The sequence below is a fragment of the Dyadobacter jejuensis genome (assembly GCF_003149085.1).
Lineage (GTDB): Bacteria > Bacteroidota > Bacteroidia > Cytophagales > Spirosomataceae > Dyadobacter > Dyadobacter jejuensis.
In genome coordinates this window covers 256,897-277,692 of record NZ_QGDT01000001.1, presented here as the reverse complement: position 1 = coordinate 277,692, position 20,796 = coordinate 256,897, and the positions used below count along the sequence as shown (strand labels likewise).

Genomic DNA, 20,796 nt, shown 5'->3' with positions numbered 1-20,796 from the left:
TCTAAAGACAAATTTTATGGCACATCAAGTACTGATCACCGGAGGAACCGGCCTCATAGGCACCCGACTCACCACCCTGCTAAAGGAACGGGGCTATTCCGTAGCCTATCTTAGCCGAAGAAAAGAAAACATACCTGGAGTAACGGTGTTTCGCTACGACGTAGCTACAAACTTTATAGAAGATGGGGCCCTCGACGGAGTAGAACATCTAATACACCTCGCAGGAGCGGGAGTTGCCGATGGCAAATGGACCACAGAAAGGAAGAAGACCATTATAGCCAGCCGTACCGAGACCATAGGGCTAATCGCCAAGGCCGTCAAAGAACGAAATATAGCTCTAAAATCATGCATTTCTGCTTCTGGAAGCAGTTATTATGGACAAGACACCGGCGACACCCAGCATACCGAAGACGCTCCCGCCGGCAAGGACTTCCTAGCCACGGTCACGGTATTATGGGAGAAGGCCGCGGATCAATTAGCCCATTTGGGCGTTCGAACGGTAAAGCTCCGCACGGGGGTGGTATTGAGCAAAGAAGGAGGTGCCATTCCCAAAATCGCCCTTCCGGCCAAGTTTGGCCTTGGAGCCCCCTTGGGATCGGGAAAACAGTGGATGTCCTGGATTCATATCGACGATCTTTGTCGGATGTATATCGAAGCCATGGAAAACAGCGACTGGGAAGGGGCTTATAATGCCGTAGCCCACCCACCCGTTACCAATAAGGCCCTAACCCTGCATATTTGCAAGGTGCTGGGTCGGCCACAGTTCCTTCCCAACGTCCCGGCTTTTGCCTTACGGCTGGTGTTCGGGCAGATGGCCACCGTGGTATTGGGAAGTAACTATGTACTCAATCACCGCATCACTTCGGAGACTAATTTTATTTACGAATTTCCAGAAATAAAGGAAGCCTTAGAAAATATTTTCAATTCATAAAGCCCCTGCCCCCATTTCTCCCTGGCTAGCAGGCTGCCGGCTACTCAGCCAACGGCTAAGGTGTTGGGCGCTGCCCTCATCCGCCTGCAGGGAAAGGCTTATCTGTCCATTTTCTAAAACCAACATTTGCAGGCCTACCAATTTCAAGGCCTCGTTGAGCAAGCCTTCCAGCGGCTCCGTTCCCCGTATACAACGCTCCCAGTACCAGTCCAGAGGCTCCCCGGCTACTTCTTCTACCACTTGCTGATAGTCCTGTAGGCTATATCCTATAAAAGGCTTCCCAAAACGCTCCCATAGGATCCGCATGACGTCGTCCAGGGAGCGGCTATGGTTGGAGTGTTTGCGCAGATACAAATCCAAAATCAGGGCTACGAGGGCTCCTTTATGGTAAACAGACACTTTTCTGTCGGGGATGCCCTTCTCATACCCGTCGAGCCAGAGGTCATAGGACGACTCTAGCAAGGACTGGGAGGCATTTCCACTGTTTTCAAAATGGCGCTTCATATATACTTCCAGCTCTTTGATATAGGCCTGAAGATCGAAAACTCCGGCTCGCACCAAAAACAAATCGCCGTAATAGGTGGTACATCCCTCGGCCACAAAACAAGTTTGAAAATAATTTTCACGGGTAAAGTCGTAGGGCAATAGTTCGACGGGACGAATCCTGATGATGTTCCAGGCATGAAAAAGCTCATGCGAGCTTACCCCCAGCAGATCGGCATAGAACTCCTCGCCTTCGTCATCGGGCCCGAGCACCACCATGGTAGAGTTCCGATGTTCCACCCCATGGTAGTAGGCCGTGGGGAGTATCAGATTCATAAAATGGTAGTCCTTTTCGGGGAACGTGCCCATAGTAGCCAATTGTTCGGCGCTAAAGCGTGAGAATTGATCGAGGATACGCTCCCAGTTCGGCTTTTGCTTCCCTTGCATCCACACCGAAAAGTCTACCCCCTCTAGCTGGTAAGTACCCACTTGAATGGTAGCAGAAGCCAGGACGGGGCTATCCACCAGCGTATAAAAATCGGGGGCAAACAGCTCGGGGCCTTCCATTTTAAGTCCGGTGGCCACTTGATAAGCTGTGGGTATGTCCAGGCTTATTCGATAAGGTTCTGTCATACGCCCATCTACATACAGGGCAAAATTGATAAAGTTAAGATACCATAGCTCGGCGTCTACATAGCTCGTCCCGGCATTGAGGATATTGGCATAGTAATTGTACGCTATGCGCACTTCTTGCTGGCCCCGAGTAGCTACTCTCCACCGATCTTTTCCTATCTTTTCTATCGATAGTTTGTCCCCTTGATGCGAAAAGGCAGCGATATTTTGAATATTTTTGGCAAAATTTTGAATTTCATATCGACCAGGACGCCAGGCCGGAAGCTGAAGTTCTAGGTATTCCTGATCTACCTTAGAAACGGTAAAAGTAAGATTTAGGAAATGAGACGCCGGGTCGGCAACGGTGATATGGTAATGCATGGTAAGTATACTGGGGTGCTGGCCTTATGGAATCTACAAACCAAAACAGCCAACTTTATCGTTACAAGAATCAATCGGACCAAATAAACGACTTTTAAATGAAAATTAAAACCTTCTTACTACTCCTGTTCACCTTCACGATGCTGGGTATAGGCGGAGCCTGGGCCCAAAACGACGAGTACTACCGTCCCGACTCCCTGAGGACCAAAAAACCGGTCGAATACCAACCTGCTGAGCGAAAGGCCATCCCAGCTCCCCAGGAGGCGCCCTCAGAATTCAGCCTTCGGGCCCCTATCGATCGCGTCCGCCTGGGCGGTAGCTTCGGGCTAAGCTTCGGTACGGTTACCAACATCAACCTATCGCCTATGGCTGGTTATGAACTGACCGAAAAACTCGTTGGTGGTGTGGGTGGAACGATTATGTATTTTAAATCGAGGTATTATAATATCAGTACAGCCTACTACGGCGGGCGAGGATTTTTGATGTATGCTATAGCTCCTATGGTCAACCTTATAGGGGAATATGAAGCCATGAATGTGGAAGGCTCCTACCAAAAACGCCAATGGCTCGGGTCTCCTATGTTCGGTGCGTCCTATACCCAACCCCTAGGAGGGCGCTTTACCAAGGGGGTTCATCTTACCATCCTGTACAATTTCAATTATAACAATCAAATCGATCAATATAGCGGACAGAATCTTTCCCCCTATAGTAGTCCATTTGTCTTTCGAGTAACCTTTTTATGATTTTAACTGTTAGCGCAGGAGATATCAATAATTAACATGCGGCTTGGGGTGGGAAAGCCACTCCTTAGGAGCCAAAAACAATGCTATGGAAAATCCCGTATTAATATTTGGAGCGGGCGACTTAGGACTTAAGGCGCTCGATATTTTCAAGAAGAACAATGTAATGGTCTATGGCTTTCTGGACGACCGCCAGGAGCTTCAGGGCAAGGAGTTTGGCGATGTGAGTGTCCTAAGCCACACCGACGACAAGGCCTATTTGGACGTACTAGGCAGCAAATGCGAAGTATTTTTGGCCATAGGAGAGCGTTCGGTACGCGAACGCCTGGTGGAGACGCTGGTAAAGGACTATAAGGTGATGCCCGTTAACGCCATCCACGAGAGTGCGAGCATTTCGGATACGGCCACCGTAGGGCACGGCAATCTGATAGCGGCCAGGGCCATTATAGGGCCAGTAAGTGTATTAGGCCAACATTGTTTGGTGCTGGCAGGAGCCATTATCGATGGTTCGGTACAGGTCGGCGACTTTTGCACCATCGGCGCAGGAGCCATCCTGAACGACCGCGTGAGCCTGGGCGAAGGCGTATTTATTGGCGCTGGGGCCACTATCGTCGCCGGAGTTACTATAGGAAAAGGGGCCCGAATCGGTGCCGGATCGGTAGTAGTAGAAAATGTACCGGCCAATGCCACCTACTTTGGTAATCCTGCTAGGAAAGTATAGTTCGCGGCTTGGCAATAACGCCCTTCTTATAGGCTTAAGCCCATAATAATAAGGAATTTAAGGGAGCCTGGCCCCTACTACTTCCCTCATAAGGAATAAAGTGTATCGGGAAGGCCAATAAAATTTTACAGATAGTTTTCATTCAAATAAAAAAGGTACTACCTTTGCAGTCCTTTTATCGACACAAGTGAAAGAGCTAAGTAAATATAACATAGACATTTACGGTTTAGAAGACAAACGGTATGACTATGAAATGGAGTCGGGAGACCCCTTTTTTGCGGAATTAGAGCAGGATTTGATCGAGCGTGGTCATTTCAAATCGCAAATTGTGATGGATAAGTCGTCGACGATGCTTCAATTCAACTTTCGGATTGAAGGTTCGGTGGAGCTGGTTTGCGACCGGAGTTTGGAGCCTTACGAGGAGCACTTTAAGACTGAAGATCGGTTGATCCTTAAGTTTGGCGACCGGGATGAAGAGTTGTCCGATGAGATTGTGTTGATCAATCGGAATACGAACCGCGTGAATGTAGCGGGTTATATATTTGAATTTATAGCCCTGGCATTACCTGTAAAGAAAATCCACCCCGATTATCGGAAAGACGATGACGACGATGACTTTACACAAGAGGCGCAAGAATCGGTTCTGGTATACACCTCAGAGGGTGGATCGCCAGCAGCCGATACTCAGAGCACCGAAGCGGTAGACCCCCGATGGGAGGCCTTAAAGAAGCTGAAGGGCGAATAAAGATCGAATAGCCCCCTGTAGAAAGGGAAATATTGAAGTATATAATTATTGAAAGTTAACAATTAGAACATAATATCATGGCACATCCTAAGCGGAAAATCTCTACACGCCGTCGCGATACGCGCAGAGCACATGACTTCCTTACAGGAAAGCAATTGGGAGTAGACACTACTACTGGTGAGATTCACCAATTCCACCGCGCTCACGTACACGAAGGAAACTTGGTGTATAGAGGCAAAGTAGTGGTAGAAAACTACAGCAAAACGGTTTAGATTTCGGAAGATGAAAAGAGAATTTCGTAATATACTTGTAAAAGTTGTTACGAAATTCTTTTTTACTGAGCACATCTGCTAAATTTACACCTTTGATTTCTAAACTTATCAGTAAAAAAAACTGCGTGTAAATGAAAATTGCGGTAGATGCTATGGGGGGAGATTTAGCTCCACAGGCAATTATTGAAGGCGCCATTCAGGCAGCTACTGAACTACCTTCGGATGCGAAAATTATATTAATCGGCAATGAGAACATCATTAAAGATGTTTTTAAAGGCTACGGGGACGTACCTTCCTGCATTGATATAGTGCATGCCGAAGACGTAATAAAGATGGGGGAGCATCCTACGAAAGCGCTTTCTCAAAAACCCAATTCCAGCATAGCCATAGGGTTCAAGCTTCTTAAAGAAAAGGAAGTAGACATCTTTTGTGGGGCCGGAAACACGGGAGCCATGCATGTAGGGGCACTTTTTAGCATCAAAGCCATAGAAGGCGTGTTAAGACCGGCTATTGCGGGGTTTGTTCCTCAGCTAGGTGGAGGCCATGCCATTATGATGGATATAGGAGCCAATGCCGACTGCAAGCCTGAGGTATTGGCACAATTTGGCGAACTGGGATCCTTGTTTGCCCAATATACCTTTCAGCTATCCAAGCCCAGAGTGGCCCTCATGAATATTGGCGAAGAGGAACAAAAAGGTTCGCTCACTGCACAAGCCACCTATCCACTTCTAGAGCAAAACAAGAAAATAAATTTTATAGGAAATATTGAAGGAAAGGATCTATTCACCAATAAGGCAGATGTGATTGTTACCGACGGATTTACGGGTAATATTCTGTTTAAGATGGGGGAATCGCTCTATGAAATCGCCAAAAAAAGGGGGATTAAGGACGATTTTATCGATCAGACCAACTATGAGGCCATTGGAGGAAGTCCTATTGTGGGCGTCAACGGTAACGTCATGATCGCACACGGAGTATCCACCCCCCTAGCTATTCAGAATATGATTGGCTGGGCCTATAAACAAGTAAAATCCAAAGCTTTTTTGCATATTGCTCAGGCTTTGAATTAATAATGAAAATGAATTTATACGGCTCAACCTCTGATCATATCAAAATCCGATCTTGTCCTTCACCAAAATCCACAGTGATTTTGACTGCTACCATTAAATCATGACCCACATCAGAGCCTCTATTACGGGAGTACAAGGGTATGTACCCGATTATATTCTCACCAATGCAGAATTGGAACAGATGGTTGCCACTAACGATGAATGGATCGTTAGCCGAACCGGGATTAAAGAAAGACATATACTAAAAGGTGAAGGCCTTGGCAGTTCCCATATGGGCGCCGAAGCCGTAAAAGGCCTTCTAGCCAAAACCAACACCTCGGCAGAAGAAATCGATCTATTGATTTGTGCCACTACCACTCCTGACTACGTATTTCCTTGTACTGCCAATCTGATCTGTGATATGGTAGGGATCCGCAACGTGGGTAGCTTCGACATACAGGCGGCCTGCTCGGGCTTCGTTTACGCCCTGACCATGGCTTCCCAGTTCATTGAAACGGGCAAATACAAAAAAGTGATCGTAGTAGGTGCCGACAAAATGTCGTCGATAGTCGACTATACCGACCGCAAAACATGTATCCTCTTTGGCGACGGAGCCGGGGCAGTATTGCTCGAGCCCGACACCGAAGGCAATGGCGTGATCGACTCCATCATACGTTCGGACGGCGCGGGCTATCCATACCTTCACCAGAAAGCAGGGGGGAGTAGATATCCACCCACACACGAGACCATCGATAACCGCTGGCACTCTGTGTATCAGGACGGCGCGCAGGTATTCAAATTTGCAGTGAAGAACATGGCCGATATTTCGGCCGAGATCATGGAAAAAAACCAGCTTACCGGCGACAACGTCGCATGGCTGGTGCCGCATCAGGCCAATCGCCGGATCATAGAGGCCACCGCCAACCGTATGGGAGTGGGCATGGACAAGGTAATGATGAATATTGACCGTTATGGCAATACCACTTCCGCCACCATTCCATTGTGTTTATGGGATTTCGAATCTAAACTTAAGAAAGGTGATAACCTGGTACTAGCCGCCTTTGGTGGAGGCTTTACCTGGGGAGCGCTGTATCTCAAATGGGGATACTAATTTATAATCAATTACTATTATGGCAAATACCGCAGATTTACGTAACGGACTGGTAATTAACTTTAACCACGACTTGTTTCAGGTGATAGAATTTCAACATGTGAAACCTGGGAAAGGAAATGCCTTTGTACGTACCAAAATCAAGAGCCTCACTACTGGAAAAGTATTAGACAATACTTTTTCATCTGGAGCTACCATTTTTCCAGTACGTGTGGAACGCCACAAGTTTCAGTACTTGTACAAGGACGATATGGGCTTCAACTTTATGAATGCCGAAACTTTTGACCAGGTATTGATCGATGAAAAACTGATTACCAATGCCGATTTAATGAAAGAAGGCCAGGAAGTGGAGATTTTGATCAACACCGAAAATGATTCGCCCTTGCTATGTGAACTTCCCCCTTTTGTGGAACTGGAAGTAACCTATGCGGAGCCAGGCCTGAAAGGGGATACCGCCAACTCTCCTAAAAAAGCCATTGAGGTGGAAACCGGAGCGCGCATCATGGTTCCATTATTCATAGATGAAGGCCAAAAAATAAAAGTGGATACTCGTACGTATGATTACGTAGAAAGAGTAAAATCATAAGGCCCTTTTACTTATTATATACTGAATACCAAAAGCTTATATATTCAAGCAAAGGCACTCATCTCTATACCGTAAAATTTCGCTAAATGGAAACCAAGGAAATACAAAAACTAATAGACTTCATTGCTCAATCGGGCTTAGATGAAGTGAACATCGAGACCAACGACCTCAAAATAAAAGTGAAACGTTATGGAATGGGCCCCGCTCCTGTGGCGCAGCCTGCTCCCGTAGCTCAGCCCGCAGCGGCACCCGTAGTGGCAGCGGCTCCAGCAGCAGCCGAGCCCGTAGCCCCTGCACCAGCAGCCAACGAGGCTAACCTGATCACCATCAAGTCGCCGATGATCGGGACTTTTTACCGGGCCTCTAGCCCCGAATCCCCAGCCTTTGCCAACGTGGGTGACGATATTAAGCCAGGGCAGGTGGTATGTGTGATCGAAGCTATGAAATTATTTAACGAAATAGAGTCGGAGATCTCTGGAAAAATCGTCAAAATACTGGTAGAAAATGCGACTCCCGTAGAATTTGACCAACCTCTTTTCCTTGTTGAGCCAGCTTAACCACTAGGAACGTTATTGGCTATTCATAAATTGACAATTCATGTTCAAGAAAATACTCATTGCCAACCGGGGTGAAATTGCCCTTCGCGTCATCAGAACCTGCCGTGAAATGGGCATTAAAACGGTGGCCGTTTACTCTACCGCCGACCGCGACAGCCTTCATGTGCGATTCGCCGATGAAGCCGTCTGCATAGGCCCACCAATCAGTAAGCTATCTTACCTGAGCATTCAAAATATCATTTCGGCAGCCGAAGTAACGGGTGCCGATGCCATCCACCCTGGCTATGGCTTCCTGTCGGAGAATGCTGAGTTCTCCCAAATTTGTGCCGATTATGGCATTAAATTTATTGGAGCTACCGCCGAGCAAATCAATGGAATGGGCGACAAGGCCACGGCCAAGGCGACCATGATTAAGGCCGGAGTACCCGTTGTGCCCGGTTCGGAAGGCCTCCTAGAGTCTGTAGAAGAGGGCTTACGCCTCGCCGAAGGAATGGGATACCCCGTCATCGTGAAGGCTACTGCCGGTGGTGGTGGCCGTGGGATGCGTATCATCAACAAACCAGAGGAATTCGAAAAAGCCTGGAACGACGCCCGTACCGAATCGGCAGCCGCTTTTGGCAACGACGGCCTCTATCTAGAAAAATTTGTTGAAGAGCCCCGCCATATTGAAATCCAAATCATTGGCGATCAATTTGGAACAGTTTGTCACCTATCCGAAAGAGATTGTTCTATACAACGTCGCCACCAAAAACTAGTAGAGGAAACTCCCTCTCCAGTTGTAACCCCTGAGCTTCGCGAAAGAATGGGTGCTGCCGCCATCAAAGGCGCCCAGGCCATTGGATACGAAGGAGCAGGTACGGTCGAATTTTTGGTAGACAAACACGGGGACTTCTTCTTTATGGAAATGAATACCCGGATTCAGGTAGAGCACCCGATTACCGAAGAGGTGACCAACTTCGACCTTATTAAGGAACAAATTAAAGTTGCCGCAGGCGAGCCTATTTCAGGGGTAAACTATACCCCGCACCTGTTCGCTATGGAGTGCCGCATCAATGCAGAGGATCCGGGCAATGGCTTCCGCCCCTCTCCAGGAAAAATAACCAACCTTCACTTCCCCGGTGGACATGGCATTCGGATAGACAGCCATGTGTATAGCGGATATACCATCCCCCCAAATTATGACTCCATGATTGCGAAGATTATCGTAAGTGGACAGTCGAGGGAGGAAGTGATCACCAGGATGAAACGTGCCTTACAGGAATTCGTATTGGAAGGTATCAAAACGACCATTCCTTTCCATATCAAGCTGATGGACGATCCTGGTTTCAAATCAGGGATATTTACGACCAAATATTTAGAGTCTTTCGATTTTGAATCATTGAAATAAGGTTCTTTTACCTAGCATACAAGGCGAAGCATTGGGATTCTGATGCTTCGCCTTTTGCGTATTACCGGGCCAAGAGCCAATCTTTATGGCCCCAGTCGCCTCGCCACACTTTTGCCTGGCGCATCAATAGTGGTACTAGGCGAGCTTGCCTCCATTGAGCCGGTCCTGTAAGGCACCGAGGTCGTCCCAGCGGCCGTCGCGAGCCAAGGCGGCCTGCTGAGGCCAGGAGGTAGGATCATGTAGCTGATACTGATGTCCCGCCTCGTCCAGCATAGCTTTTAGAGCACTGGAGGGTACACTAGCCAAGGAGGAGTAGGTTCGTATTCCTTTGCTCGTCAACAGGGCCTCGATCATCGGCCCTATTCCCTCTATCAGCTTCAGATTATCGGGAGTTTCCACGGGCTCATTTTCAGATAAGCGTACCTTAGAAAGCACCACCTTTTCCTTGCATACCTGTAGTTCGGTCTCCAGGCTGGCCACCTCTACCTCCAATCGTTGGAGCCGCCCCATAATCCGGCGTCTTCCGATCCACCAACCTACGAAGGCACTGATCGCCAAAATGATCACCATTTCCGAAATGGCTACCGTTCCACTCAAAGGGTTCATTTCAAGTAATATCATGATTTTATATTCAAAAAATTTTCTTGTTGATTCAGTTTAACTCATTTCTTTACCTCCTAGCAGCCTATCCTGCCAAGCCTTCAATTCCTCCCATTTGCCATCGTGCGCCAGCTGGGCCTGTTGTGGCCAGGTTTGCGGGTCGTGCATCTGAAATCGGGATCCGGCATTTTCCAAAATAGCCTTGAGCTTATCCTCTGAATAACCCGCCAAATCGGCAAACGTAACGATCCCCTCCGCTTGAAGCAACTCTTCAATCTTTGGCCCTATTCCCTCTATCAATTTCAAATCCTCTGCAATTGGCTTCGGGGTCATGGTATTGGAGAGGGTCTTTTTACAATGATCAAGGATATTATTCAGGCGGAAGCGCTCCCTGCTACTCTCGAGCAGCTGCGCCGCTCCCGACCTATACCCTATCATATAGCCCAATGCTACTGCCACCACTACCATGAGTAGGTGCTGCCACCAGGCATCGGCTAGTCCGTGCGGATTCAATTGAAACATAGTGTTTTAGATTAAGTTTTTAACTATTACTACTGAATACGGACGGTGCATCGACGATTGGCCGTACGCCCCTCAACGGTTGCATTGTCGGCTTTAGGCTCTGCCTGTCCCCTTCCCTCCACTACCAGCTGGGCTGGTGGTAGGCCATGGCGTACTAAAATGCGCTTGACCGACTCAGCCCGCTTTTTGGACAGGGCCACATTGTACGATGGACTCCCCGTGTTGTCGGTATGTCCTGTCAAATAAAGTTTTTTGTCGGGATGGTGCTTCAGATAGTCCTGAGCATCGCGGATGAAGGCCTCATTATCGCTGGTTTGGATATAGGTACTGCCTCCAGAAGGAAAATACAGATCAAGTGCTTCAAATAGCCCCCTATAAGCTTGTCTCTCCGCCAGTATTTCTACATCGGCAGTAGGGGCCTCCGCTGGTGTGCGGTTTGCCTTTTCGAGAGGGGTTGGGGCTATTTCCAATGGCCCTACAGCGGCAATAACCGACTGTCCACAACCCATTTTTATTTTACAATAATGCCACCAGGAACCAAGGCCTATCCACCCAACGAGTAGAATCCACCATAAACTGTTATGCTTCGACATTGTGATAATATATTTTTGTGTATAGCTATCATTTCAGACCTGCTATGTTACACTTTGTCACCGAATTATCGAAGATTTATTTTGGCAGCTGGCCGAAAAGCCAGAACAGTGGGGGAAGAAATAAGGGGCATGTGGCATCAAAAAAAATTGAGCCCGTACTAAAGTGACAGGCTCAATTCGAAATTACACACATCAAATTAACATCTACTTATACCTTATCGGGAATACTAAACGGATTTCGATACTTCCGTGCCAATAATCCATCGGCTTCCGTATCCCCTACAAATTTCTCTTTGGCAGGATCAAAAGTCAGTGAACGCCCTACTCTATAGGCTATATTGCCCAAATGAGCCAATCCAGAAGATAAATGGATGGTTTCGACGGGCCCATTGACCATAGACGGATCCCCGGCCACAACGGCATCTATAAAGTTTTTATAATGGTCGCCTCCAGCCTTGCGCGAGGGGCCCGGCTTACGATCGCGCCCCAAGAAGGTCTCATAATAATCGTAACCCTTTATCACCATATAGCCTTCAGAGCCATAGAATATATTGCCTATTCCGGCACCGTCTTCCAGGTTGGTCATCCAGGGACGTACTTCAAACTCTATAATCTTTTTTTCTTTAGGATAAATATAGGTCGACGATAGCAGCTCCGGAGTCTCTTTGGCGTCGTCCCAAAGGAACTTACCGCCAGCAGAGGTTATTTTTTCGGGGAAGGTGTCCACACCAAGGCCCCACATACAAAGGTCGGTCTCGTGAATTCCTTGATTACCGATATCCCCATTTCCATAGTTCCAGTGCCAGTGCCAGTTGTAATGAACATAATTTTCGGAGAAAGGCTTCATTTCCGCCGGCCCCGTCCACAGATCATAGTCTAGTCCGGCAGGCACCTTCGACACCCCCTTATCGCCGATATCGGGTCTCCATTTATATACTAGGCCGCGCGCCATATAGACCTTGCCAATCAGGCCATCTCTCAAATGCTTTACGGCCTCTTGCATGGCGGCTGAGCTGCGCAGCTGAACCCCATGCTGTACTACCCGCTTATACTTTTGCTGGGCTTCTATCATTTTCCGCCCCTCTTCAAAGTGATGAGAGCCTGGTTTTTCAACATATACGTCTTTACCCGCCTGGCAGGCCCATATCATGGCTAAGGCATGCCAATGGTTTGGGGTAGCTATGCTCACGGCATCGATGGACTTATCGTCATAGACCTTCCGGAGGTCCATTTCAGTCTTTACCGTCTTGCCTGTTTTATCTTTAAACTCCTTAGCTCTGGTTTGTAATACCGTATTGTCAGGATCACATAAAGTGGCCACCTCCACGTTTTTCAAGGCGCTGAAGCCACTAATATGATTTTTACCCCGGCCATTTACGCCCAGTACGGCCACACGTACCCGATCGTTAGCACCAAAGGCACTTTGGGGTACAAAGTAAGGTACGGAAAGCGCCAGGGCGGCACCCGTCGAATTTTTTAAAAACTTCCGTCTCGACACTTGATTTACTTCATCCATGATCCTTTGTTTTTTTTTGAATGGTGAATTAACCAGATTACTATCAAGGACGATAGACAGGCCATAAAACCCTATATAAAATGCAAACTTTTCTACAAAAACAGCAAATATGACTTATAATACCCCCCGATAGGCGGATTTAAAGCACCACCTTCCATACCCCATATAGGCTGACCATGAGGATAGCGGCCACACTGAGCCAGAAGAAGACATCATAAAACCGGGAAGGCCATAAACTTTTGGGCAATTGACGATACCGGAATTCATAGGCTACATATACGATCAGCAGCAAGAGTACCGAGGTGGCTATACCTCCTAAAACCACCATGAGCACGGGGGCTTTCATAAAGAGGTACAATACAGCCCATATCAAAGGCAATATCCAAGTAAAAAGAGCTATCGAACGCTTTTTTTCTGACACCGTGCCGAAAGGCAACCAGCCTATCTGTCCGAAAGCGTCGCCCCAGACCCTGGCCCAGCTCGCCGTGGCCGTAAACAAGGTAGAATAGAGGGCAGCAAAAGCCCCTATCAAAAATAATATTTTGGCCCAAGGACCTAAGGTCGCCGTAAAAATTTGGGACAAGACCTCTATCATCTGGTACCCTTCGGGCACCTGGCCCTGGCTATGCAATACTGCCGCCCCCAGCAGATAGAAGGCGGCTGTAACGACCGTATAAACGCACATCGACAATATGGCATCCAGGTACATTACTTTTATCCAGCCTTTGGCCCGATCGTTCCATGCCTCAGAACCATCGTTGGGGCCAGTGTAGGTGGCATAGCCTTTCTCGATGCACCAATAATTATAGTACATGATCTCGTCACCGCCCACTCCCGTGATCCCGAAAGCCCCAAAAGCGATCGCCACCAACCCAGTTGGCAAAGAGAAAGTCAGGCCCGACTTTACTTGCTCCCAGGTAATGGCATAGGGGGTGTATTGGAGTAGGTACAAGGAAGTCAGAATAACCGACGTAAAGAGGAGGATCAACACGAGGGAAATCTTCTCTACTGGGCCATAGTTGCCCCGGTACAAGATGAGCGAAGTGAGGAGCACAGAGATTAGTGCCCATGCTTCTACCGGTATTATGGGCATTACCATATGCAAAACGATGGCTACCCCGCCTACGATTCCACCTACCTGAAGCAGCTTCAGGCCTTGCAGCGAAAGCCAGAGCCATATGCTCCAATGGGTCCCTTTCAGTCGGGGCCCCGACAACCTGTTAAAATTATGCATGATAAAGGTGCCGGAGTATATGGCATTTTTGCCGAACTCCAGTTGGAGGGCCACCTTTACCAAACAGCTGACGAGTATTACCCAAAAGGTAATAAAACCCGCCTTTGCTCCTAAGGCAGTAGTGGCAATAAGCTCGCCAGAGCCTACTATAGCGGCCGAAAGGATAAAACCTGGCCCCAGGTATTTCAGTCTTCCAAAGAAAGTGGTAGGAGGATTTAGGACTTTTGGCATAAACTTTTTGATCCAAAAGTCATTTTCTATTGTAAAATACTGATATAAATGGATTTATTACAGATTCCCCACCGCCTGGTGTATTTGTTTGACTACATCGACATAATTGTCCTCGTTGGGTAAGCCGAACAGCGACTTCTCTTTGATCATGGCCGCTACATTATCAGGAACCATTTTATCCCAACCCGGTTCTCCCCGCTTAATCATCTCGAGCACGCTGTCGGTCGTAATGTGCATATGTTCCTTATTGTAATTACGGATATCCTCAATTTTATCGTTCAGGATAAGATATTGGAAAAGGGGACGCAGATGCTCGGGAACTACGAAGTTCTCACAACTATATACCGATCCATCGGGCTGTAAGGTGGGGTAAATAAAGAGTTTGACTTTCCTACTAAACAGGGTGGCAAACGACTCCAAAATACCGCCGGGCAAGAACTCGTAATGCTTTTCTTCGAAAATATCCTGCAGATTGGGGCTCCCCAATAATAGTCCCGCTTTCAGTTTCGAAAGCCTCGATAAGAAAGAAGCTAATTTGTAATATTCATGGTAGTTGGAGATCATCACCATATGTCCCAAGGAACAAAGGATGTCGACGCGGTCCAGAAAGTCCTTTTCATCGATATCCCTCGACGAGCCTTTGAGGTTGTGCAAAGTCAACTCCGAAATAAGCACCACTTTGGACTCATCGACGTCGGGCTCGGCCAAAAATTGCTTTTTACCATTTTCTATCAAATCGATATGAACATTGGTAATAGGCCTTAGCCGCCCTCTCATCATCAAAATATGTTTTTTATAAAGGGCTTCCGATGGTTGTAACACCCCTCCGTCCGCTCCAAAAAGGGCAGCATCGGTAAATCCATTTCGAACCAATCGTAGGCTCATCAGTCGGTTATCGACTTTTTCAAAGTCGGGTCCACTGAACCGTACCATATCTATTTCGATACGATCGGTCGTCAGATCGTCCATCAACGATTTTAGCAGGGTCTGGGGAGATCGGTAATAGAAAAAACAACCATATAGTAAGTTTACCCCAATAATTCCAAGGGCTTGTTGCTGCAACAAATTTTCATTATCGCGCATCCGAACATGGATCACCACATAATTGCTCGGGCCGAAGGGCGTCAACTGGAACTGAAGACCCAGCCAGCCATGCGCTTCATTGGTTTTTTGGAAGTTGAGGGCTACAACGGTATTGGCGAAAGCGAAGAATTGGCTGTCGACTCCCCTTTTTTCGGAAAGACGCTTCTCTACCAAATCGTACTCCCTGTTGAGCATTTTCATCAAACGGGACTCTACTACATAGCGCCCCCCAGTTTCGGTACCATAGATGGCATCGCTAAAGGTCATATCGTAGGCCGACATCGTCTTGGCGACGGTTCCGGAGGCTCCCCCTGCCTTAAAAAATATGGCGGCAGTCTCCTGTCCCGCACCGATTTCGGCAAATGAACCATAAATCCTGGGGTCAAGATTAATGCGTAAGGCCTTCTGTTTGGTTCCCAGATTTTTTTCGTACATAACTAAAATGGATGAAGCTTTACCTGCAATTTAAGAAAAATACTACCTTCATGTATGATTCCCTTCGAGGACTTCTTCAGATAAACAAAAAAAAACGACCAGGTATTACTTTAAAAAGATTTTATTTGACGGAATCATGCAAAATCACTCCCTATCCGAGTATCTTTTCGTATATGGCACCCTGATGAGTGGGCATACCAACCCATTTTCACATCAATTACAACGGATGGCGACCTACTATGCCGAAGGCTATATGCCTGGCGCCTTGTATCGGATCGACTGGTATCCGGGGGCTATATATCAGGCCGACAGTAGCAGCACCGTACGCGGTGAGATATATCAACTAAATGAAGCTGGGCCATTATTGCAAGCCCTCGATGCATACGAAGACCTACAACCAAACGAATCACAAAGTGAATACATTCGCAGGATCGTCCCCATCGATACACCCGACGGTTCAAGAGTCGACTGCTGGGTATACCTCTTCAATAAGCGTGTGAGTGGGCTTCAACGAATATATGGGGGCGATTTCCGCCGTGGCTAGCCCTACACCGCCCCTACTCGCTCACCAATCAGCCGTAGTCCATCCAGGGTAAGGCTAGGATCTATTTCGACGAACTCATCCTCTAGGGTTTCTATGATGGAAGACAGCCCACCCGTAGCAATGGCTATGCAGTCGCCGTTTAACTCCTTCCGAATCCTGGTCAGCAAGGATTTGACGAGTCCTTCATACCCCAAAAGAATACCCGCTTGAATGGCGTGTACGGTGTTTTTGCCAATAGCCGACTGAGGCAGCACTAGGGGCACTTCCGGCAGCTGAGCCGTATTGGTAAACAAGGCCTTTACCGCCGTTTTTAACCCGGGTAGTATCGCAACCCCGAGTATCTGACGGTCGGCGGAGACGGTCGTAAAGGTAAGTGCCGTGCCGAAGTCCACCACCACACAGTTCGATTGATGACGATGCATGGCGGCTACAGAATTGGCAATCAGGTCGGCCCCTATTTCGTGGGGATGGTCTATGGCGATATTAAGATCGGGATAGATAGTGGGGCCTACTATGATAATATCGTCTACGAAAAGCGTTTTTAATACCCTAGACAATACTGGGGTGGCATCGGGAACTACACTGCCTAATACTACAGTGCCTACATCTCCTAACCATAAGCCCGATTCCATAAAATGCATCCTGATTTGGGATTCATAATGGGAGGCACCCTCCGACACCCCTGTCCTAAGCCGCAAAATGCTGATACAATCGCTCCCTTCATATAGTCCAAAGACTGTATCGGTATTCCCAACATCTACTGCGAGTAGCATAAGTTTCCAGTTTTAATAGTACAGTAGGTAATCGATTTATTTCGTCCCTAGAATTAGTCAAATAATCGAACAAAGCTAATAAAAGTAGCCTTCGATTGGAAAATTAGATCTAAAAGGTAAAATTTTCACTATTTATCAGTTCAAATGATTGACGATTCCCTATCATATTCCCTATTTTTGGCTTCATTATAAAATAAGCGACTCCCATTCGGGTACTTCCGGCGGGGGAAATGCTCACTCGAACCCTTCAGTTACCATGCGTTTTCTATCCATCACACTATTATTTTGCCTTTATCTTTCCACTACTAAGGCTCAGCATATTCCCGAATGGCAGGACCCCCAGGTAATCAGCGTCAATACCGAGCGCCCCAGGGCCGATTTTACCCCATATCCTAGCGAATCGGACGCTAAAGTTTTCAACAAAGAGACTCCTTTGGTACGGTCTTTAAATGGAAACTGGCACTTCAAATGGGTATCCCATCCTAATGCCGTTCCCGAAGGATTTTTTAATGCGGCTTATCCGGCTACTAACTGGGAGACAATCCCCATCCCTTCCAACTGGCAGGTGATAGGCGCCCTAGAAGGTCGCGCCTACGACCCACCCATCTTTAGCAATATCAAGCATCCTTTTCACGCTGACCCTCCCAAAATATCGGAAGAGAAAAATGCGGTAGGACTCTATAAAACAACTTTTACGGTGAATGAAACCGTAAACAAATCGGCCTATATGCTGCGTTTCGACGGGGTTCAGTCGGCCTGTTACGTCTGGCTCAACGGAGTAGCCTTAGGCTATCATGAAGATAGCATGACCCCTTTTGAATTCCAGGTATCCGACCTGCTTACAGAGGGAGAGAATCATTTGGCGGTACAGGTCATCAACTGGTCGACGGGGAGCTATCTGGAAGATCAGGACTTCTGGCGCCTATCTGGAATTTTCAGAAACGTGTCCTTGATAAAACGTCCCCTGGTAAATATCTCCGATTTTACGGTGAATACCCCCTTCGATTCCGAATATACCAATGCCGATTTGTCGATTAGTGCATTCGTCAAAAACAATGATCAAGAGGCAGTGTATGCCCACCAGCTCGTATTTACCCTATACGATGCCCGAGGTGAAGCGGTGGTGAAGCCTACCAACCAGATCCTGCGGTCCATTGGCGGAGGCGAGGAAGCTTCGGTTCGGCTCCACCTTCCTATATCCCAGCCCGTACAATGGAGTGCGGAAAACCCCTATTTATACACCCTTACCATCCAGCTGATGAATAGCGACGGAAGGGTCCTCGAAGCCACCAGCCAGCGGGTAGGCTTCCGGGAGGTAAAAATAAAAGGGGGCCAATTGCTGCTAAATGGAAAGGCCATTACCCTAAAGGGCGTCAACCGGCACGAGTTCGACCCTAACACTGGCCGGGTCGTCGACCGGGAGACGATGATTCGCGACATTACCTTGATGAAGCAGCACCATATTAATGCCGTTCGTAGCTCCCACTATCCCAATGTAGGCGAATGGTACGACTTATGCGACCAGTATGGCTTGTATGTGATGGACGAAGCCAATATAGAAAGCCATGAGTTATGGCAAAAAAATATCATCCTGGCTGCCAAGCCCGAATGGAAGCAGGCCTTCGTGGCGCGGGCCAATGCCATGGTGGAAAGAGACAAAAATCACCCCTCTATCTTAATTTGGTCCCTGGGCAACGAGTCGGGAATGGGGCGAAACTTCACAGCCATGGCCGATTTTATACGCCTAGCCGACCCCTCAAGGCCCATTCATTATGAGGGAAGGCAGGACTATAAACCCACCACTTTAAGTAGTTTTGACATTATCTCGGTGATGTACCCTTCTATTTCAGACATGAAGGAGCTCGTAGCTAAAGACAAAACCCGCCCACTGATTGTCTGTGAATATGCCCATGGAATGGGCAATAGCATAGGTAACCTCCAGGAATATTGGGATGTCATCGAAAAAAATCCAACCATGCAAGGCGGATTTATTTGGGACTGGGTAGACCAGGGCCTACGACTCAAGGATGCCAACGGCAACTATTACTGGGACTATTTCAATACGATAGATGGCGCCAATGCCGGAGATGGACTGGTAAATCCAGACCGACAGCCTCAACCGGAGCTCCAGGAAGTCAAGAAAGTATACCAATACATTAGGCTAGAAGCCCCCAAAAAGCTCGGAGAAAATAGCCAACAAGTTGTGGTAAAAAACGGTTACGACTTTGAAAACCTCTCCCGATATGCAGGAAAATGGACTTTATTGGAAAGTGGCAAGACTATTGAAAGCGGCACCCTGCCCGATCTCACCGTTTTGCCCCATCAGTCCAAATCTATCGAGGTACCCTTTAAAACCCCTGAACACCCCAAACCTGGCGCAGAATACCACCTGACGGTCTCCTTCGAACAGAAAGACAGCAGTGCCTATGCGCCTAAAGGGCATGTAGTAGCCTGGGAACAATTTGAAGTAGACCTTCCTACGCCCACTAAAAAAAGCAGAAGCATCGCTGGTTCCCCTCCTTTAAAACTCACCCAAATCAATAACAATCTTTTGCAGATCAGTGGAGAGGACTTTTCGGTACTCTTCGATAGGGCCAAAGGAGGCCTCACCTCTTTCAAAAATAATTTGCAAGAAATGCTTAAAGAGCCTCTGGTAGCCAATTTCTGGCGCGTGCCTACCGACAACGACCTGGGAGGCACTGAAAAGAGCTATGCCAGTCAGTGGCAGAAGGCAGGTCTCGACCAACTGAAACTTACAGGAGTGACGTATCAGGTTTCTAAAATTAACACTCAGGCGGTCAGGGTCCTGTTCAAAAATACCTTTGGGAACCCTGACCGTCAGATCAAGGTAAATACCCTATATACCGTCTATGCTACTGGCGATGTTCATGTACTCAATCAATATGAACTTGAGGGCCAGTGGCCAGCCCTGCCTAGGGTAGGACAACAAATGACCATGCCCTCCTACTTCGACAACATGAGTTGGTTTGGCAGAGGGCCTCACGAAAGCTACGCAGACCGCAAACTTGGTGCCTCTTTGGGCATCTATTCAGGAACCATAGCGGCCCAGCATTTCCCCTATATCTCCCCGCAGGAGAATGGCAATAAAACGGATGTACGGTGGGCCAGCTTCACGAATGAGCATGGACTAGGCCTGCTTGTCACGGCCGACTCCCTCCTCAACCTTACCGCCCACGACTATTCGGCAGAGGAGCTGATAGCAGCTAAGAAGCGTACCGCAGTATTGTCCCGTAATTCTGGAACCTATCTGCACCTAGACCTCGCCCAGATGGGACTGGGTGGGGACGACAGCTGGTCACCGAGGGTACATGAGGCCTTTCTATTAACTCAAAAACAGTACCAGTACGGTTTTAGGCTATCACCGATTAACAAACAATCTAAAATCGATGATATCGTGCTAGGACAGCTTCCCTTTCAGAAAAACACATTCGACCAACTAGTAGATGAGACTTTCGAAAACCCGGAGGCACTCGTAAAAAAACCTACCAGAGGCCGAAGACGACGATAGCGCTCCATAAGGGAATAAATATTAAAATTATACGATTAGACCGTATCATAATTGATAGGGTATGTGCATTTTCTCGATGGGCATTAATCCTCAAGTCTATGGCTAAAAGATCGTTTTTAGGAAGCCGCCCCTTAAAGCCGACTACTCTACGAGCAAGTCTA

At 47.7% G+C, this 20,796-nt stretch carries 20 protein-coding genes; 12 read left to right on the top strand and 8 right to left on the bottom strand.

Annotation, left to right across the window (positions count from 1 at the left end):
* The first annotated feature begins 16 nt into the window (after nt 1–16).
* Complete coding sequence (locus tag CLV98_RS01260) at nt 17–931, top strand: TIGR01777 family oxidoreductase (RefSeq protein ID WP_109672138.1); 915 nt, start codon at nt 17–19, stop codon at nt 929–931.
* Here the strand turns inward: CLV98_RS01260 and CLV98_RS01255 are convergent.
* Entirely contained in the window at nt 926–2,407 is a 1,482-nt protein-coding gene (locus CLV98_RS01255) for a M61 family metallopeptidase (RefSeq protein ID WP_109672136.1), read from the bottom strand. The genes CLV98_RS01260 and CLV98_RS01255 overlap by 6 nt on opposite strands.
* Nucleotides 2,408–2,505: 98 nt before the next feature.
* Here CLV98_RS01255 and CLV98_RS01250 point away from each other — a divergent pair, with 98 nt between their 5' ends.
* The 9 genes from CLV98_RS01250 to accC all read left to right on the top strand — a co-directional run bounded on the left by CLV98_RS01250 (nt 2,506) and on the right by accC (nt 9,575).
* Nucleotides 2,506–3,150, top strand: coding sequence for a hypothetical protein (locus CLV98_RS01250; RefSeq protein WP_109672135.1), 645 nt, complete (start codon nt 2,506–2,508; stop codon nt 3,148–3,150).
* Nucleotides 3,151–3,235: 85 nt separating this feature from the next.
* A complete protein-coding gene (locus CLV98_RS01245; protein ID WP_109673013.1) occupies nt 3,236–3,868 on the top strand; it encodes an acetyltransferase in 633 nt (210 codons plus the stop codon).
* A 187-nt stretch (nt 3,869–4,055) separates the two neighbouring features.
* Complete coding sequence (locus CLV98_RS01240) at nt 4,056–4,613, top strand: YceD family protein (RefSeq protein WP_109672133.1); 558 nt, start codon at nt 4,056–4,058, stop codon at nt 4,611–4,613.
* Between the two features lie 77 nt (nt 4,614–4,690).
* The gene (gene rpmF / locus CLV98_RS01235; RefSeq protein ID WP_109672132.1) at nt 4,691–4,885 is read left to right on the top strand and encodes a 50S ribosomal protein L32; all 195 of its coding nucleotides are present in this window, start codon (nt 4,691–4,693) and stop codon (nt 4,883–4,885) included.
* A gap of 131 nt (nt 4,886–5,016) precedes the next feature.
* A complete protein-coding gene (gene plsX / locus CLV98_RS01230) occupies nt 5,017–5,955 on the top strand; it encodes a phosphate acyltransferase PlsX (RefSeq protein ID WP_109672130.1) in 939 nt (312 codons plus the stop codon).
* 100 nt (nt 5,956–6,055) lie between these two features.
* On the top strand, nt 6,056–7,045 hold the full coding sequence (locus CLV98_RS01225) for a beta-ketoacyl-ACP synthase III (protein WP_109672128.1): 990 nt from the start codon (nt 6,056–6,058) through the stop codon (nt 7,043–7,045).
* Between the two features lie 19 nt (nt 7,046–7,064).
* Nucleotides 7,065–7,631, top strand: coding sequence for an elongation factor P (gene efp / locus CLV98_RS01220; protein WP_109672126.1), 567 nt, complete (start codon nt 7,065–7,067; stop codon nt 7,629–7,631).
* Between the two features lie 86 nt (nt 7,632–7,717).
* The gene (gene accB, locus CLV98_RS01215) at nt 7,718–8,188 is read left to right on the top strand and encodes an acetyl-CoA carboxylase biotin carboxyl carrier protein (RefSeq protein WP_109672124.1); all 471 of its coding nucleotides are present in this window, start codon (nt 7,718–7,720) and stop codon (nt 8,186–8,188) included.
* 40 nt (nt 8,189–8,228) lie between these two features.
* Complete coding sequence (gene accC / locus CLV98_RS01210) at nt 8,229–9,575, top strand: acetyl-CoA carboxylase biotin carboxylase subunit (RefSeq protein WP_109672122.1); 1,347 nt, start codon at nt 8,229–8,231, stop codon at nt 9,573–9,575.
* Between the two features lie 135 nt (nt 9,576–9,710).
* On the opposite strand, the gene CLV98_RS01205 is transcribed toward accC, so the two are convergent.
* The 6 genes from CLV98_RS01205 to CLV98_RS01180 all read right to left on the bottom strand — a co-directional run bounded on the left by CLV98_RS01205 (nt 9,711) and on the right by CLV98_RS01180 (nt 15,789).
* On the bottom strand, nt 9,711–10,196 hold the full coding sequence (locus CLV98_RS01205; protein ID WP_109672120.1) for a helix-hairpin-helix domain-containing protein: 486 nt from the start codon (nt 10,194–10,196) through the stop codon (nt 9,711–9,713).
* A gap of 36 nt (nt 10,197–10,232) precedes the next feature.
* Complete coding sequence (locus CLV98_RS01200; protein WP_109672118.1) at nt 10,233–10,697, bottom strand: helix-hairpin-helix domain-containing protein; 465 nt, start codon at nt 10,695–10,697, stop codon at nt 10,233–10,235.
* Between the two features lie 29 nt (nt 10,698–10,726).
* Nucleotides 10,727–11,290, bottom strand: coding sequence for an OmpA family protein (locus tag CLV98_RS01195; RefSeq protein WP_109672117.1), 564 nt, complete (start codon nt 11,288–11,290; stop codon nt 10,727–10,729).
* Nucleotides 11,291–11,498: 208 nt separating this feature from the next.
* A complete protein-coding gene (locus tag CLV98_RS01190; RefSeq protein ID WP_109672115.1) occupies nt 11,499–12,806 on the bottom strand; it encodes a Gfo/Idh/MocA family protein in 1,308 nt (435 codons plus the stop codon).
* A gap of 139 nt (nt 12,807–12,945) precedes the next feature.
* Entirely contained in the window at nt 12,946–14,271 is a 1,326-nt protein-coding gene (locus CLV98_RS01185) for an Nramp family divalent metal transporter (RefSeq protein WP_109672113.1), read from the bottom strand.
* Between the two features lie 57 nt (nt 14,272–14,328).
* Nucleotides 14,329–15,789 (bottom strand): nicotinate-nucleotide adenylyltransferase, encoded by a 1,461-nt coding sequence (locus tag CLV98_RS01180; protein ID WP_109672111.1) that lies wholly within the window; start codon nt 15,787–15,789, stop codon nt 14,329–14,331.
* Nucleotides 15,790–15,925: 136 nt separating this feature from the next.
* Here CLV98_RS01180 and CLV98_RS01175 point away from each other — a divergent pair, with 136 nt between their 5' ends.
* Entirely contained in the window at nt 15,926–16,333 is a 408-nt protein-coding gene (locus CLV98_RS01175; protein WP_109672109.1) for a gamma-glutamylcyclotransferase family protein, read from the top strand.
* Between the two features lie 2 nt (nt 16,334–16,335).
* Here the strand turns inward: CLV98_RS01175 and CLV98_RS01170 are convergent, their stop codons facing one another.
* Nucleotides 16,336–17,106 (bottom strand): type III pantothenate kinase, encoded by a 771-nt coding sequence (locus tag CLV98_RS01170; protein WP_109672108.1) that lies wholly within the window; start codon nt 17,104–17,106, stop codon nt 16,336–16,338.
* A 148-nt stretch (nt 17,107–17,254) separates the two neighbouring features.
* Here CLV98_RS01170 and lacZ point away from each other — a divergent pair, with 148 nt between their 5' ends.
* On the top strand, nt 17,255–20,635 hold the full coding sequence (gene lacZ / locus CLV98_RS01165) for a beta-galactosidase, LacZ type (protein ID WP_229203153.1): 3,381 nt from the start codon (nt 17,255–17,257) through the stop codon (nt 20,633–20,635).
* Nucleotides 20,636–20,796: the final 161 nt, after the last annotated feature.

Coding starts and splice junctions, on each gene's coding strand:
- CLV98_RS01260 (WP_109672138.1), top strand. CDS start 17: ATGGCACATCAAGTACTGATCACCGGAGGAACCGGCCTCATAGGCACC.
- CLV98_RS01255 (WP_109672136.1), bottom strand. CDS start 2,407: ATGCATTACCATATCACCGTTGCCGACCCGGCGTCTCATTTCCTAAAT.
- CLV98_RS01250 (WP_109672135.1), top strand. CDS start 2,506: ATGAAAATTAAAACCTTCTTACTACTCCTGTTCACCTTCACGATGCTG.
- CLV98_RS01245 (WP_109673013.1), top strand. CDS start 3,236: ATGGAAAATCCCGTATTAATATTTGGAGCGGGCGACTTAGGACTTAAG.
- rpmF (WP_109672132.1), top strand. CDS start 4,691: ATGGCACATCCTAAGCGGAAAATCTCTACACGCCGTCGCGATACGCGC.
- plsX (WP_109672130.1), top strand. CDS start 5,017: ATGAAAATTGCGGTAGATGCTATGGGGGGAGATTTAGCTCCACAGGCA.
- CLV98_RS01225 (WP_109672128.1), top strand. CDS start 6,056: ATGACCCACATCAGAGCCTCTATTACGGGAGTACAAGGGTATGTACCC.
- efp (WP_109672126.1), top strand. CDS start 7,065: ATGGCAAATACCGCAGATTTACGTAACGGACTGGTAATTAACTTTAAC.
- accB (WP_109672124.1), top strand. CDS start 7,718: ATGGAAACCAAGGAAATACAAAAACTAATAGACTTCATTGCTCAATCG.
- accC (WP_109672122.1), top strand. CDS start 8,229: ATGTTCAAGAAAATACTCATTGCCAACCGGGGTGAAATTGCCCTTCGC.
- CLV98_RS01205 (WP_109672120.1), bottom strand. CDS start 10,196: ATGATATTACTTGAAATGAACCCTTTGAGTGGAACGGTAGCCATTTCG.
- CLV98_RS01200 (WP_109672118.1), bottom strand. CDS start 10,697: ATGTTTCAATTGAATCCGCACGGACTAGCCGATGCCTGGTGGCAGCAC.
- CLV98_RS01195 (WP_109672117.1), bottom strand. CDS start 11,290: ATGTCGAAGCATAACAGTTTATGGTGGATTCTACTCGTTGGGTGGATA.
- CLV98_RS01190 (WP_109672115.1), bottom strand. CDS start 12,806: ATGGATGAAGTAAATCAAGTGTCGAGACGGAAGTTTTTAAAAAATTCG.
- CLV98_RS01185 (WP_109672113.1), bottom strand. CDS start 14,271: ATGCCAAAAGTCCTAAATCCTCCTACCACTTTCTTTGGAAGACTGAAA.
- CLV98_RS01180 (WP_109672111.1), bottom strand. CDS start 15,789: ATGTACGAAAAAAATCTGGGAACCAAACAGAAGGCCTTACGCATTAAT.
- CLV98_RS01175 (WP_109672109.1), top strand. CDS start 15,926: ATGCAAAATCACTCCCTATCCGAGTATCTTTTCGTATATGGCACCCTG.
- CLV98_RS01170 (WP_109672108.1), bottom strand. CDS start 17,106: ATGCTACTCGCAGTAGATGTTGGGAATACCGATACAGTCTTTGGACTA.